Here is a 14,162-nt window from a genome sequence, read left to right on the forward strand (position 1 = left end):
GTTTCAGACGGCCTGACCTTTTCCAACGGCGGGCACTTCGGTATCATGGCGGCAACTTGTTTATTCGAAAGCGTAATCATGTCTGAATGGCAGCTTCCAGAGTTTGAATGCAAAATCTGCCCACCGGAGCAATTGTCGGAGCGTATTGCCGCACTGCCGCGCCCGCTGGTGTTTACCAACGGCTGTTTCGATATTCTGCACCGCGGGCATGTAACTTATTTGGCGCAGGCGAGGGCGACCGGTGGGGCCATGGTGCTGGCTTTAAACACCGATGCTTCGGTGCGCCGTTTGGGTAAAGGGGACGACCGCCCGATCAATCCTTTGGAAAACCGTGCGGCGGTTGCGGCTGCATTGGAAAGTGTGGATTTGGTTACTTGGTTTGACGAAGATACGCCGGCCGAACTTATCGAACAGATCTGCCCGGATATTTTGGTTAAGGGGGGCGATTGGGCTCCTGAAAATATTGTCGGTGCAGCGGAAACTCTTGCGCGTGGCGGTAAAGTGTATTCGATTCCCTTTTTGCATCAAACTTCTACCACTCAAACGCTGGCGAAAATCCGTGCGGCAGAAGCGGCAGCCGAACGATGATGCCGCTCAAGCCGCAACATTGGAAACTGTTGGCTGCACTTTCAGACGGCCTGCCGAGGCATGTGTCGGAGTTGAGCCGTTTGGTGGACATCAAACCGCAGCAGATTAACGGCTTCTGGCAGCAGATGCCGCCGCATATCCGCGGCTTGTTGCGCCAATATGACGGCCAATGGCGGTTGGTTCGTCCGTTGGCCGTGCTCGACGAAGCACAAGTACGGCAAATCGGTGCGGAACATGGTTTTCAGACGGCCTTGAAACATGAATGCTCGTCCAGCAATGATATCGTGTTGGAGCAGGCCAAACAGTCGGTTGAATCCGCGCACCGCTTGTTGTGTGTTACCCATCATCAGAAGAAAGGGCGTGGCCGCCAAGGTAAGGCGTGGGAAGACCGTTTGGGCGAGTGCCTGATGTTCAGTTTCGGCTGGGCGTTTGATAAGGCGCAAGGCGAACTGGGGGCGTTGGCGTTGGTTGCGGCGCTGGCCTGCCAGCGTGCGTTGGCGGCGTTCGGCGTGGCGGCGCAGATCAAATGGCCGAACGATTTGGTGGTCGGCAGACAAAAACTCGGCGGGATTCTGATTGAGACCGTGCGCAGCAGCGGCAAAACCGTTGCGGTAATCGGCATCGGCATCAACTTCGTTTTGCCTAAAGAAGTGGAAAATGCCACTTCTGTGCAGGCTGCTTTTCAGACGGCCTCACGGCAGGGGTTGGCAGTTGCACGGTTGTTGTCGCTATTGTTGAAAGAGCTGGGTGAGTTGTTGGCTCAGTTCGAGCGGCACGGTTTTGCACCGTTGCTGCCGGCTTACATCGAGGCTAACCGCGATCTCAACCGCCCCGTGCGTCTGCTTCAAGACGGAGTAACCGTGTACGAAGGTACGGTGGCAGGGGTAACCGAACAGGGGGCTTTGCGTTTATCGACCGAACAGGGTGAAAGGGTTGTGGTTAGCGGTGAAATCAGTTTGCGCCCCAACGACGACCCCGTGCCGGTTCGGACGGCCAAACCCGAACGTTATCTGCTGTTGGATGGTGGCAACAGCCAACTCAAATGGGCATGGGTGGAAAACGGGCAGATCGTCCACATGAACCGCGCGCCCTACCGTGATTTGGGATTGCTCGGTGCCGAATGGCTCGAGCGTTCAGACGGCCTCGTCCGCATTACGGGCTGTGCGGTGTGCGGCGAAGCCAAGAAAGAGCTGGTTGCCGCGCAGTTGCCGCTGCCGGTCGAATGGTTGCCGTCGATGCCGCAGGCTTTGGGGATTCGCAACCATTACCGCAATGTGGCCGAACACGGTTCCGACCGTTGGTTTAATGCACTCGGCAGCCGCCGTTTCACTCAAAACGCCTGCGTGGTGGTAAGCTGCGGTACGGCGGTAACGGTTGACGCGCTGACGGACGACCATCATTATCTCGGCGGCACCATTATGCCGGGCTTTCATTTGATGAAAGAGGCGATGGCTTTGAAAACCGCCAACCTCAACCGCCCGTTGGGGCGGGTGTATCCTTTCCCCACCACTGCCGCCAATGCTTTGGCTAGCGGTATGGTGGATGCAGTATGCGGTTCGGTAATGCTGATGCATGGCCGTCTGAAAGAAAAAATCGGCAGTGAAAAGCCCGTCGACCTGATTATTACCGGCGGCGGTGCGGCAAAAGTGGTGCAGGCGTTGCCGCAAACTTTTGTTTTGGACAATACAGTTAAAATTGTAGATAATCTCGTGATTTACGGCTTACTCAACTGGATAGAACAACAATGAAATGGTTATTTGCCGTGCTGGTGGCGCTGAACATCATCGTATTCGGTGGAATGGTTGCCAGCCGTGTCGCAGAAAAACAGAAAACCGTTGTCGAACCGACCGTTCCTATTGTCGGCAATATGCAACACGAACTCAGCGTGCCGGAGGTGCTCAACAAGCCGTCCGAATCGCCTGTTTCTGCTTCTGATTCCTCTGTTCCCGATTGGATTACCTCGACCGAAACCTCCGCCAAAGTAGCATCCGAACCTTCGGACGATGAAAAGGCACTGGCCGAGCGTGAGCGTAAAGCAAAAGAAGAGCAGTTGGTCAAAGAGAAAAAAGAACGCGAAGAAAAAGAAAAACGCGAGAAAGAAACGGCATTGGCGAAAGAGCAGGCCGAGCGGAAAGAACAAAAAGATTCGAAAGAAACGGCAGCCGCCAATGACAGCCGCCAATGTACCGCTTCAGCCAGCATCACATTGGATGAAGACGACTATCACCGTATCAAAGGCTTGCTCAAAAACTGGCCCCATGTTGCTGCACGGAAAGTGGAAAAACGGGCGCACAGTGCCAAAAACGGCAATCAGGCGCAGAAAACCTACCGTGTATTGCTGTCGTCCGGCGGCGATGCGGTGGCGCAGTTGAATAATCTTTCCGACAAAGGATTCAGCGCAACGATTTACGAAGGCGACATCAGCGTCGGCGTTACCCGCAGCAAGTCTGCAGCCCAAGTGCTGATTTCGCGTTTGGCTACCGCAGGATTCGGCGGTGCGCGGATTCAGGAGCAGGAAGACCGCAGCAATGCCCGTGTCGACAGCGGTTTGAGCGTGGCGAAAATGCAGATTACGTTTGTTTCGGTAGACGACAAGAGTGCTAAAGAAATCGAGAGTGTGCTTGAGCGTTATGGCAAATTGAACCGCAAAGGATGTAAGTAGTTTCCGCAAATAAGAAGAGGCCGTCTGAAAATCGTTGCTGGGGTTTTTCAGACGGCCTCTTCGGTTTTTATGCTTTATTTATGGTTGCGTAAGCGTTTTTCAAACGGCTGCTTCTTTCGAAAACACAAACCCGCTGCTTAAACAGCGGGTTTGTGTTTTCGGTTTTGAGTATTTGATGTCAAGGGAACTGTATCTTTCGTATACACACACTCCGTATGAAAAAGGATGAAAGAAAGGGGGAATAAGCTGTTCGGTGTTTAATGGCTCGGATTCAGGATAACTTCCGAGTGGTTACATTTTGATACAAATAATAATAATTATCAATACAAATTAAGAGTAAAATCTTTAATTTTATTTAACTTATTGAAATTTAAAAGAATATATTTTATCTATTGAGTGGTTAGAGGAATGTGTCCGGAGTGAAGTCTACATATCGGGCAGGAAATAAATCCCGTATAATCCGCGTATTACTATCAAGGCCGTCTTAAAACATGTTGCAAACCTATCAAACCGTACAACGCGATTTGCTTGAAGCTAATCAATTATCTCCTGAAATCCTATCTGAAAGCCTGAGTTTAATCGGAAGCCATCATGTTGATTATGCAGATATTTACTGCCAGCGCACGGCTTTTGAGAGCTGGCATTTGGAAGAAGGCATTGTGAAATCGGGCAGTTTCCAGATTGATCAGGGCGTGGGCGTGCGTGCGGTTTCCGGCGATAAAACCGCGTTCGCTTATGCCGACAGTTTGGATGCAGGCTCCATCCGCCGTTCCGCCCAAGCCGTACGTGCCATCGGTGCGGTCGGTCGGGAAGCAGAAGTGCGTGTGCCCGTGCCCTGTTACGGCAAGGATGTACATGCTACGATTAACCCTATCTCCGGGCTGGATTCGGCCGCCAAAGTAGCTTTGCTGAATAAAGTGGAGATGCTGGCCAAAGCCGCCGACCCGCGTATCGTGCAAGTGATGGCGGGGCTGACGTGCGAATATGATTTGATTTACATTGCCCGTTTGGACGGCAAGCATACCGCCGACATCCGCCCGATGGTGCGGTTGAATGTAACGGTGATTGCCAAACAGGGAGACCGTCGCGAACAGGGCAGTGCCGGCGGCGGAGGCCGATACGGTTTGGCTTATTTCAGCGAAAAACTGGTGCGGCAATATGTAGACGCCGCCGTTAAGCAGGCGTTGGTCAATTTGGAATCCCGCCCCGCTCCGGCCGGTGCCATGACGGTCGTTTTGGGCAGCGGTTGGCCGGGCGTGCTGCTGCACGAAGCGGTGGGGCACGGTTTGGAAGGCGATTTCAACCGCAAGGGCACCAGCGCGTTTGCCGGCAAAATCGGCGAACGTGTGGCCGCCAAAGGCGTTACAGTGGTCGATCAGGGCGATATCGCTCACCGCCGCGGGTCGCTCAATATCGACGACGAAGGCAACGAAACCCGCCGCACCGTATTGATTGAAGACGGCATTCTCACCGGCTATCTGCAAGACGAAACCAATGCCCGTTTGATGGGCGTGCAAAGCACCGGCAACGGCCGCCGCGAAAGCTATTCGTCCGCCCCGATGCCGCGCATGACCAATACTTTTATGGAAAACGGCGGCCACGATCCGCAGGAAATCATCGAATCGGTGCATAAAGGCATTTATGCCGTCAACTTCGGCGGCGGGCAGGTGGACATTACCAGCGGCAAATTCGTTTTCAGCGCGTCGGAAGCGTGGTGGGTGGAAAACGGCAAACTGCAATATCCGGTGAAAGGTGCCACCATTATCGGCAACGGCCCCGAAGTGCTGAAGCATGTGAGCATGATCGGCAACGATACCGCACTCGATACCGGCGTGGGTGTGTGCGGTAAAGACGGCCAAAGCGTGCCGGTGGGCGTAGGGCAGCCGACATTGCGGATTGATGCCGGATTAACTGTAGGCGGAAGCGAAGTTTAGGTTGATACGGCAAGCTGCGGTAAGAATGCTGAAAAGTATCTATTTGCCGCCTATTTGAAAATTATGGAAACCGTGAGGCCGTCTGAATAATTTCAGACGGCCTCACGTTATCTGCATTCGAATCAGACAATCCGCGCTTTGAGCAGATCGTGCATATTCAACGCACCGACCAACACATCGTTTTCCTTCACTACCAAAAGGCCGTTGATATGGTTTTGCTGCATGTGTTTCAAGGCTTCGGTGGCGAGTTTGTCGGCGGCGATGGTTTTGGGGTTGGCGTGCATGATTTCGTTTACCGTCAGGCCGGCGAAGTTGTCGCGCTGTTGGAACAGGCGGCGCAGGTCGCCGTCGGTAAACACGCCTTTCAGACGGCCTGCTTCATCGGTAACGGCCAACATGCCCAAGCCTTTTTCGCTCATACGCACGATGGCGTCTTTCAGCAACGTGCCGTCGGTTACGGCAGGCAGCGACTCGCCGCTGTGCATGATGTCGGACACGCGCAGCAACAGACGTTTGCCGAGGCTGCCGGCGGGGTGGCTGAGGGCAAAGTCGTCGGGCGTGAACTCGCGTGCTTTAAGCAGCACCACGGCCAAGGCGTCGCCCAAAGCCATTACCGCGGTGGTGCTGGAAGTGGGTGCCAAACCGAGCGGGCAGGCTTCGTGCGATACGGAGGCGGTGATGTGGATGTCGGCATGGCGCGCCATAGTGGAACGCGGTTTGGCGGTGATACAGATGAGCGTGATGTTTTTGCGCTTCAACGCGGGAATGATGGCGGTGATTTCGTCGCTCTCGCCCGAATTGGAAATCGCCAGCACCACATCGCCGTCGACAATCATGCCCAAATCGCCGTGCGCGGCTTCGGCGGGGTGGACAAAAAAAGCCGGCGTGCCGGTGGAAGCCATCGTGGCGGCCATTTTGCGCCCGATATGCCCCGATTTGCCCATACCCATAATGACGACGCGGCCTTCGCACTGCAAAACAGCTTCGGCGGCTTGGGCGAAATGATGATCCAGTTCGGAAGAGATTTCGTGCAGACTTTCGGCTTCGATGCGCAATACGTCGCGCGCCCAGTCCAAATATTGTTCGGTATTTTCCATGATTAGTTTTCCCGCGGGGCTACCCAAATACGCTGAATCGGGTTAGGATTTCCACTTCATGTAGAAATAACAAGGATTTCAGAGATGACTATTTTATCGGACGTTAAAGCATTAGGCCAACAAATCTGGCTCGACAACCTTTCCCGCTCGCTGGTGCAAAGCGGCGAATTGGCGGAAATGTTGCAGCAAGGCGTGTGCGGCGTCACTTCCAACCCCGCCATTTTCCAAAAGGCTTTTGCGGGCGACGCGCTTTACACCGATGAAGTCGCCGCGCTGAAACAGCAAAACCTCACCCCGAAACAACGCTACGAAACCCTCGCTATTGCCGACGTGCAGGCCGCTTGCGACGTGTGCCTGCCCGAGTTTGAAAAAAGCGGCGGCAAAACCGGTTTTGTCAGCCTCGAAGTTGCCCCCGATTTATCGCACGATGCCGCCGGCACGGTAGCCGAAGCCAAGCGCCTGCACGCCGCCATCAACCGCCCCAACGTGATGATTAAAGTGCCCACCACCGATGCGGGCGTAGCCGCGTTGGAGCAATTGGTTTCAGACGGCATCAGCATCAACCTGACCCTGCTGTTCTCGCGCAAACAAACCCTGAAAGCCTATGAAGCCTATGTGAAAGGCATTGAAGGCCGTCTGAAAACAGGTAAGCCGGTCGACCGCATTCAGGTAGTGGCCAGCTTCTTTATTTCCCGTATCGACAACGCGCTGGATGCCACGCTGCCGGAGCACCTGCAAGGCAAAACTGCCATCGCGCTGGCCAAAGCCGCTTATCAGGATTGGCAGAGTTTCTTCGGCGAACGGTTTGCCGCATTGAAAGCACAAGGCGCCAACCCCGTGCAGCTTTTGTGGGCTTCTACCGGCGTGAAAAACCCCGCTTACCCCGACACATTGTATGTGGACAGCTTAATCGGCCCGAATACCGTCAACACCGTGCCCGACGCCACCTTAAAAGCCTTTATCGACCACGGCACGGCCAAACTGACCCTTACCGAAGGCACGGCGGAAGCGGCGGCGCAACTGGCCGAAGTGGAAAAACTGGGCATCGACGTAGAAGCCCTCGCCACCCGTTTGCAGGAAGACGGCTTGAAACAGTTTGAAGACGCATTTGAAAAACTGCTGGAGCCGTTGGCATAAGGCCCTCTGAAAGCATGTAGATTTGGTTGGAACGAGGCCGTCTGAAAAGATTTTTCAGACGGCCTTTTTAAATGTAGGGCGGGCATCCCTGCCCGCCGCGACGAGAACAGCTTTGTTTGCCTTTTATGCTGTGTTTGAAAAGCCACGACAAAGACAGCTTTTCCGCCTTGATCTTGGTGTAATGTTTAACCATACACGGCGGGCAGGGATGCCCGCCCTACGGGTTATGCTTTCTCAACCCTCACCGGAAATACACCACGCAAGGCGTTGCTCAGCAACGTTAGGTTGGGCTAAGACCAACTTTTCAGACGGCCTCAATAACAATGTGTTGGGTTTAGCAACCCAACCTGCACTTGCTGACCCTTACCGAAGACATGGCGGAAGCGGCAACGCAACTGGCCGAAGTGGAAAAGCTGGGCATCGACGTAGAAGCCCTTGCCACCCGTTTGCAGGAAGACGGCTTGAAACAGTTTGAAGACGCATTTGAAAAACTGCTGGAGCCGTTGGCATAAGGCCGTCTGAAAGTATGTAGATTTGGTTGGAACGAGGCCGTCTGAAAAGATTTTTCAGACGGCCTTTTAGATGTAGGGCAGGCATCCCTGCCCGCCGCTTATGGTTGCTGTGTCTTAACTCAAAGAGAACGATTATATAAGCTGCTGAAACTGCATCAGAATCAATTATGTACTACTTGTACGATTTGCAATTTGCCACCCCGTATCAAAATTAAGTTTATTTGCTATAAAGTTCGGACACGGTTTTCAGACGGCCTCCAATACCTCGCGCAACGCTTGTGGCATCCTGCCGACTTTCTGGGCGGCATAGTCGAAACACACCATGCCGGTGCCGGCTTTGGCGATGGTTTGATTGTCGGCGGGGCGGTGCAAATGATAAACCAGCGTAAAGCTGCTGCGCCCGACATCGGCAACCCCCATTTCAATTTCAATCACATCGCCGTGCCGTGCCTGCGCCAGATATTGCACGGCGGCATCGGCCATAATCAGCCCCGTGCCGCCGGCATCCAACTCGGTAAACGCGTGCTGCTCCAGCCAGCGGACGCGGCATTCGTGGCAAAGACGCAGCACGGCATCGTTGGCGAGGTGGTTGCCGTAATTAAGGTCGCCGATCTGCACGCTCAGCGCGGTGCGGTATGCAACGGGCGAAGGCAGCGGTACGGAAATGCGAGCCATTATTTCTCCTGAACTATCCGAATTAAAAACCGTCGCATATTTTATCGCGGAGCAGCTTAATCCGCGCAATAAACCCGATGTGTTTGGCAGGGTATTCCGACGGTGGTTGACGCTTGCATGCCGCACGGGCGGAAAACGCCGTATAGCGTGATTTCCGTTGTTTATTTTGTTGGAATATTCTTGTTGTGTTGTGTAGTTTTCGACGGAGAAACTGCTATAATCGCGGCATTATCTGATTTGTTTTAACCATTTTTGGAGAAACCTATGGCACTCGTTTCCATGCGCCAACTTTTGGATCATGCGGCAGAAAACAGCTACGGCCTGCCTGCTTTCAATGTGAACAATCTCGAACAGATGCGTGCGATTATGGAGGCCGCCGACCAAGTGAACGCCCCTGTTATCGTGCAGGCCAGCGCAGGTGCGCGCAAATATGCAGGCGCACCTTTTTTACGCCATCTGATTTTGGCCGCCGTTGAGGAATTCCCCCATATTCCCGTGGTGATGCACCAAGACCACGGCGCGTCGCCCGACGTGTGCCAACGTTCCATCCAGCTCGGTTTTTCGTCGGTGATGATGGACGGCTCGCTGCTGGAAGACGGCAAAACTCCGTCTACCTATGATTACAATGTCGAAGTAACCCGTAAAGTGGTTGAGTTTTCCCATGCTTGCGGTGTGTCGGTGGAAGGCGAAATCGGCGTGTTGGGTAACTTGGAAACCGGCGAAGCGGGCGAAGAAGACGGCGTGGGTGCGGCCGGCAAACTGAGCCACGACCAAATGCTCACCAGCGTGGAAGATGCCACCCGTTTCGTGCGCGATACCGGCGTGGACGCTTTGGCGATTGCCATCGGCACCAGCCACGGCGCGTATAAATTCACCCGTCCGCCCACAGGCGACGTGTTGCGTATCGACCGCATCAAAGAAATCCACGAAGCCCTGCCCAACACTCATATCGTGATGCACGGTTCCAGCTCGGTGCCGCAAGAGTGGCTGAAAATCATCAACGAATACGGCGGCGGTATCGGTGAAACTTACGGCGTGCCGGTGGAAGAAATCGTGGAGGGCATCAAGCACGGTGTGCGCAAAGTGAATATCGACACCGACCTGCGCTTGGCATCCACCGGTGCCATCCGCAAATTTATGGCGGAAAATCCTGCCGAATTCGACCCGCGCAAATATCTGGCTAAAACCGTAGAGGTGATGAAACAAATCTGTATCGACCGCTACTTGGCTTTCGGTTGCGAAGGTCAGGCTTCAAAAATCAAGCCGGTGTCGCTCGATAAAATGGCTATCCGTTACGCCAAAGGCGAGTTGGATCAAATCATTAGATAAATCAGTCTGATATATTGTTAGAAAAGGCCGTCTGAAAACTTTTCAGACGGCCTTTGGACAAATAAACAGCTTCAACTTGTTTTGCCGATGCGTCGGTATGAGAGAAGAGAAAGGAAAAATGATGAGATACGCCGGATTCTGGATTCGCGTGGCTGCCAACCTTATCGACGGTTTGATTCTGGCCGCGGTTATCGTGCCTTTAATGTATCTGTTTTATGGCGACCAGTATTTCACAGCCCAAAAAATGGCTCCTTTGGGTGCCGCCGATATTTTTGTGAATTATATTTTGCCGTTGCTGTTTACCGTCGGTTTCTGGGTAAAAATGTCCGCCACGCCGGGCAAGATGCTGCTCGGCTTGAAAATCGTAGATGCGAAAACGGGCGAAGGTATCAATTTAATGCAATCCGTCATCCGTTACGTCGGCTATTTTATTTCTGCCATGGTGTTTTTGATCGGCTATATTTGGGTAGCGTTCGATGCCAAGAACCAAGGTTGGCACGATAAAATGGCCGGTACGGTGGTGGTGCGTACCCGTTAAGGGCGATGAACCGATTGAAAAGGCCGTCTGAAAATGCTGTGTATGCTTTTCAGACGGCCTTGTTAGATTGGGCGGAATAAGGAGGCGGGTTTTAAGCCCCCAAGAACCAGAATTTGACCGCCCAAGCCACGGCAACAATCCATACCATCGGCGGCACTTCTTTGGTGCGTTTGCACAGCAGTTTGATTACCGCATAGCTGATAAAGCCCATGGCGATACCGTCGGCAATCGAGTAAGTGAAGGGCATGAAGGCGATGGTGATGAACGCGGGAGCCGATTCGGTGATGTCGTGCCACTCGATTTCAATCACGCTGCGCATCATCTGTACGCCGATGTAGAGCAGGGCGGGTGCAGTGGCGAAAGCCGGCACGGTTTTGGCCAGCGGTGAGAACCATAGGCAGGCCAGCATCAACACGCCTACGGTAACGGCGGTCAAACCGGTGCGCCCGCCCGCCGATACGCCCGACGCGCTTTCGATATAAGGCGTGGTGGAAGACGTGCCCAACGCCGCGCCCGCTACGATGGCGGTGGAGTCGGCAAACAAGGCTTTTTTCAGGCGCGGCAGTTTGCCGTCTACCAGCAGGCCGGCGCGGTGCGATACGCCTACCAGCGTGCCGGTGCTGTCGAACAAGTCCACCAAGAAGAAGACGAAAATCACCGCAACCAAGCTGCCGTTAAACAGGCCGTTGAAGTCCATCTGCATGAAAGTCGGCGCGATGCTGGGAATCGGATCGACAATGCCTTGAAACTCGGTCAGCCCCAGCACAATCGAAATCAGGGTAACGGTAAAAATGCTGATGATGATGGCGCCGCGCACACGGAAATAATCCAGCACGATAATCAGGAAAAAGCCCAGCAAGGCCAGCAATACCGGCCAGTTGGGCAGTTTGGCACCGTTTCCCATCACATACAGTTCGCCCATTTTTACCAAAGTGGCTTCGCTGGCCACGATAATGCCCGAGCCTTTGAGGGCAATCAATGCCAAAAACATGCCGATACCCGCCGCAATCGCCATTTTCAGGCTCATCGGCAAGGCGTTTACCAGCATTTCCCGCAGCTTCAGAAAACTGAACAAAATGAAGATGATACCCGACACAAACACGGCAGCCAGCGCAACCTGCCACGGCACGCCCATGCCTTTGACTACCGAAAAGGTAAAGTAGGCGTTTAAGCCCATGCCCGGTGCCAATGCAATCGGATAGTTTGCCAACGCGCCCATAATGAAGCAGCCGATGGCGGCGGAAATACAGGTGGCCACAAACACCGCGCCGAAATCCATGCCCGTAATCGAGAGGATGCTCGGGTTGACGATGACGATGTAGCACATGGTTAGGAAAGTGGTGAAACCGGCCAGAAGCTCGGTGCGGACGTTAGTACCGTGTTCGCTCAACTTGAACAGGCGTTCCAAGAGGCCGTTTTGAGAAGTGTTCATAGCGTGTCTTTAGGTTAAAAAAAGTAAAGCAAGCGTGCATTATAACGGATTCGCCGCGTATTGGCGCAATCGGGCGCGGCATCACGGCGAGGTATGACAAGTGCTGTGGCAGGAATGGTACGGAACGCGAAAGGCCGTCTGAAAAGCCCGCAACATGTTTTCAGACGGCCTCGGCATCAATATTTAAAGTGTACTGATCAAACAAAAAAGCGTACAATCCCACCTATTTTTTCAACCATCCGAAGCAGCGGTTTTTATAGGCTATCATGCTGTTTTTACATAACAAACCGCTCAATAGAAACACTAACGTCCAATTATGATTTACCCCAAAACCTATGATGTCATCGTGGTTGGCGGCGGGCACGCCGGCACCGAAGCCGCCCTTGCTGCCGCACGCATGGGCGCACAAACCTTATTGTTGTCGCACAATATCGAAACCCTCGGCCAAATGTCGTGCAATCCGTCTATCGGCGGCATCGGCAAAGGCCACCTCGTGCGCGAACTCGACGCGCTCGGCGGTGCCATGGCGTTGGCTACCGATATGGCCGGCATCCAATTCCGCCGTTTGAACGCCAGCAAAGGCCCCGCCGTACGCGCCACCCGCGCCCAAGCAGACCGCATCCTCTATAAAGCCGCCATCCGCCACATGCTGGAAAACCAAGAAAACTTAGACCTTTTCCAGCAGTCGGTTGAAGACATCACCGTGGAAGGCGACCACGTTTCCGGCGTGCTCACAGCCATGGGTGTCGAATTCAAAGCCCGCAGCGTCGTGCTTACCGCTGGCACATTCCTTGCCGGCAAAATCCACATCGGCTTGGAAAACTACGCCGGCGGGCGCGCAGGCGACCCCGCCGCACAAGGCTTGTCAGGCCGTCTGAAAGAATTGTCTCTGCCCGTTGCCCGCCTCAAAACCGGCACCCCGCCGCGCATCGACGGGCGCACCATCGACTTTTCCAAACTCACCGAGCAGCCCGGCGACACCCCCGTGCCCGTGTTTTCCGTGCGCGGCAGCGCCGCCTTGCACCCGCGCCAAGTGTCGTGCTGGATTACCCACACCAACCAGCAAACCCACGACATCATCCGTTCAGGCTTCGACCGCAGCCCCATGTTTACCGGCAAAATCGAAGGTGTCGGCCCACGCTACTGCCCCTCGATTGAAGACAAAATCAACCGCTTCGCCGACAAAGACAGCCATCAGATTTTCCTCGAACCCGAAGGCCTGACCACCAACGAATACTATCCGAACGGCATCTCCACCAGCCTGCCGTTCGACATCCAGCTCGCCCTCGTGCGCTCCATGAAAGGCTTGGAAAACGCCCACATCCTGCGCCCCGGCTACGCCATCGAATACGACTATTTCGACCCGCGCAACCTCAAAGCCAGCCTCGAAACCAAAACCATCAACGGCCTGTTTTTCGCCGGACAAATCAACGGCACCACCGGCTACGAAGAAGCCGCCGCACAAGGCCTGCTGGCAGGCGCGAATGCCGTGCAGTACATCCGCGGACAAGAGCCGCTCACCCTGCGCCGCGAACAAGCCTACCTCGGCGTGTTGGTGGACGACTTAATCACCAAAGGTGTGAACGAGCCTTACCGCATGTTTACCAGTCGCGCCGAATACCGCCTGCAACTGAGGGAAGACAACGCCGACATGCGCCTTACCGAAGCCGGCCACAAAATCGGCTTAGTTTCCGAAGCCCAATGGCAGAAATTCGAGCGCAAACGCGAAAACATCGAGCGCGAAATCCAACGCCTGCGCAGCACATGGTACACCCCCGCCAAACTGCCCGAGAGAGAACAAGAACGCGTGTTCGGCCAAAAACTTTCCCGCGAAGCCAACCTGCACGACCTCTTGCGCCGCCCCAATCTCGACTACGCCGCCCTAATGACCCTGCCCGATGCCAAACCCGAACAGGAATTGGACGGCGAAGTGATCGAACAAGTGGAAATCCAAGTGAAATATCAAGGCTATATCGACCGCCAAAACGAAGAAATCGAAGGCCGCCGCGATATCGAAACCCTGAAACTGCCGTCTGAAATCGATTACAGCAAAGTCAAAGGCTTGTCGGCGGAAGTGCAGCAGAAACTCAACCTCAACCGCCCCGAAACCGTAGGCCAAGCCTCGCGCATTTCCGGCGTAACCCCCGCCGCCGTCGCCTTGCTGATGGTGCATTTGAAGCGCGGGTTTAAGGATGCGAAGTAAAATTAGCTTGAATTAAACGATGCCGTCTGAAATAAGCAGGCTACTGTGAATTCCT

11 protein-coding genes and 1 pseudogene are annotated in these 14,162 nt (G+C 54.3%); 9 read left to right on the forward strand and 3 right to left on the reverse strand.

The genetic code is table 11. The annotated features are described in order from the left end of the window. Nucleotides 1–78 precede the first annotated feature (78 nt). The 4 genes from rfaE2 to tldD all read left to right on the forward strand — a co-directional run bounded on the left by rfaE2 (nucleotide 79) and on the right by tldD (nucleotide 5,184). Nucleotides 79–588 (forward strand): D-glycero-beta-D-manno-heptose 1-phosphate adenylyltransferase, encoded by a 510-nt coding sequence (gene rfaE2, locus Q0X97_RS06315; RefSeq protein ID WP_302066531.1) that lies wholly within the window; start codon nucleotides 79–81, stop codon nucleotides 586–588. Beyond that, a complete protein-coding gene (locus Q0X97_RS06320; RefSeq protein WP_302066532.1) occupies nucleotides 585–2,336 on the forward strand; it encodes a bifunctional biotin--[acetyl-CoA-carboxylase] ligase/type III pantothenate kinase in 1,752 nt (583 codons plus the stop codon). The genes rfaE2 and Q0X97_RS06320 overlap by 4 nt, the downstream gene beginning before the upstream one ends. After that, nucleotides 2,333–3,250, forward strand: coding sequence for a cell division protein (locus Q0X97_RS06325; protein ID WP_302066533.1), 918 nt, complete (start codon nucleotides 2,333–2,335; stop codon nucleotides 3,248–3,250). The genes Q0X97_RS06320 and Q0X97_RS06325 overlap by 4 nt, the downstream gene beginning before the upstream one ends. A gap of 491 nt (nucleotides 3,251–3,741) precedes the next feature. Next, entirely contained in the window at nucleotides 3,742–5,184 is a 1,443-nt protein-coding gene (gene tldD / locus Q0X97_RS06330; RefSeq protein WP_302066534.1) for a metalloprotease TldD, read from the forward strand. Between the two features lie 122 nt (nucleotides 5,185–5,306). On the opposite strand, the gene Q0X97_RS06335 is transcribed toward tldD, so the two are convergent. Next, nucleotides 5,307–6,281: a KpsF/GutQ family sugar-phosphate isomerase gene (locus tag Q0X97_RS06335; protein ID WP_302066535.1), complete on the reverse strand. Its 975-nt coding sequence runs from the start codon at nucleotides 6,279–6,281 to the stop codon at nucleotides 5,307–5,309. A gap of 84 nt (nucleotides 6,282–6,365) precedes the next feature. Between Q0X97_RS06335 and tal the strand changes: the two genes are divergently transcribed. Together tal and Q0X97_RS06345 are read left to right on the forward strand one after the other, a co-directional pair. Next, nucleotides 6,366–7,418, forward strand: coding sequence for a transaldolase (tal, locus tag Q0X97_RS06340; protein ID WP_302066536.1), 1,053 nt, complete (start codon nucleotides 6,366–6,368; stop codon nucleotides 7,416–7,418). Nucleotides 7,419–7,777: 359 nt separating this feature from the next. After that, nucleotides 7,778–7,930: pseudogene (locus tag Q0X97_RS06345) on the forward strand (transaldolase); the annotation flags it as partial. Nucleotides 7,931–8,176: 246 nt separating this feature from the next. Here the strand turns inward: Q0X97_RS06345 and Q0X97_RS06350 are convergent. After that, nucleotides 8,177–8,605: a thioesterase family protein gene (locus Q0X97_RS06350; RefSeq protein ID WP_302066537.1), complete on the reverse strand. Its 429-nt coding sequence runs from the start codon at nucleotides 8,603–8,605 to the stop codon at nucleotides 8,177–8,179. 264 nt (nucleotides 8,606–8,869) lie between these two features. Here Q0X97_RS06350 and fba point away from each other — a divergent pair, with 264 nt between their 5' ends. Both fba and Q0X97_RS06360 read left to right on the forward strand, forming a co-directional pair. After that, on the forward strand, nucleotides 8,870–9,934 hold the full coding sequence (gene fba / locus Q0X97_RS06355) for a class II fructose-bisphosphate aldolase (RefSeq protein ID WP_302066538.1): 1,065 nt from the start codon (nucleotides 8,870–8,872) through the stop codon (nucleotides 9,932–9,934). Nucleotides 9,935–10,052: 118 nt separating this feature from the next. Further along, nucleotides 10,053–10,472 (forward strand): RDD family protein, encoded by a 420-nt coding sequence (locus Q0X97_RS06360; RefSeq protein WP_302066539.1) that lies wholly within the window; start codon nucleotides 10,053–10,055, stop codon nucleotides 10,470–10,472. Between the two features lie 91 nt (nucleotides 10,473–10,563). Here Q0X97_RS06360 and Q0X97_RS06365 read toward each other — a convergent pair whose 3' ends face one another. Further along, complete coding sequence (locus Q0X97_RS06365) at nucleotides 10,564–11,904, reverse strand: NCS2 family permease (protein ID WP_302066540.1); 1,341 nt, start codon at nucleotides 11,902–11,904, stop codon at nucleotides 10,564–10,566. Nucleotides 11,905–12,220: 316 nt separating this feature from the next. Here Q0X97_RS06365 and mnmG point away from each other — a divergent pair, with 316 nt between their 5' ends. Beyond that, the gene (mnmG, locus tag Q0X97_RS06370; protein ID WP_302066541.1) at nucleotides 12,221–14,107 is read left to right on the forward strand and encodes a tRNA uridine-5-carboxymethylaminomethyl(34) synthesis enzyme MnmG; all 1,887 of its coding nucleotides are present in this window, start codon (nucleotides 12,221–12,223) and stop codon (nucleotides 14,105–14,107) included. The last annotated feature ends 55 nt before the right edge of the window (nucleotides 14,108–14,162 follow it).

Origin of the sequence: Neisseria sp. MVDL19-042950 (genome assembly GCF_030504625.1) — a bacterium.
In the GTDB taxonomy this organism is placed as follows: domain Bacteria; phylum Pseudomonadota; class Gammaproteobacteria; order Burkholderiales; family Neisseriaceae; genus Neisseria.

Excerpts from the sequence above, each read along its gene's own strand:
- rfaE2 (WP_302066531.1), top strand. The coding sequence starts at position 79 with ATGTCTGAATGGCAGCTTCCAGAGTTTGAATGCAAAATCTGCCCACCG.
- Q0X97_RS06320 (WP_302066532.1), top strand. The coding sequence starts at position 585 with ATGATGCCGCTCAAGCCGCAACATTGGAAACTGTTGGCTGCACTTTCA.
- Q0X97_RS06325 (WP_302066533.1), top strand. The coding sequence starts at position 2,333 with ATGAAATGGTTATTTGCCGTGCTGGTGGCGCTGAACATCATCGTATTC.
- tldD (WP_302066534.1), top strand. The coding sequence starts at position 3,742 with ATGTTGCAAACCTATCAAACCGTACAACGCGATTTGCTTGAAGCTAAT.
- Q0X97_RS06335 (WP_302066535.1), bottom strand. The coding sequence starts at position 6,281 with ATGGAAAATACCGAACAATATTTGGACTGGGCGCGCGACGTATTGCGC.
- tal (WP_302066536.1), top strand. The coding sequence starts at position 6,366 with ATGACTATTTTATCGGACGTTAAAGCATTAGGCCAACAAATCTGGCTC.
- Q0X97_RS06350 (WP_302066537.1), bottom strand. The coding sequence starts at position 8,605 with ATGGCTCGCATTTCCGTACCGCTGCCTTCGCCCGTTGCATACCGCACC.
- fba (WP_302066538.1), top strand. The coding sequence starts at position 8,870 with ATGGCACTCGTTTCCATGCGCCAACTTTTGGATCATGCGGCAGAAAAC.
- Q0X97_RS06360 (WP_302066539.1), top strand. The coding sequence starts at position 10,053 with ATGATGAGATACGCCGGATTCTGGATTCGCGTGGCTGCCAACCTTATC.
- Q0X97_RS06365 (WP_302066540.1), bottom strand. The coding sequence starts at position 11,904 with ATGAACACTTCTCAAAACGGCCTCTTGGAACGCCTGTTCAAGTTGAGC.
- mnmG (WP_302066541.1), top strand. The coding sequence starts at position 12,221 with ATGATTTACCCCAAAACCTATGATGTCATCGTGGTTGGCGGCGGGCAC.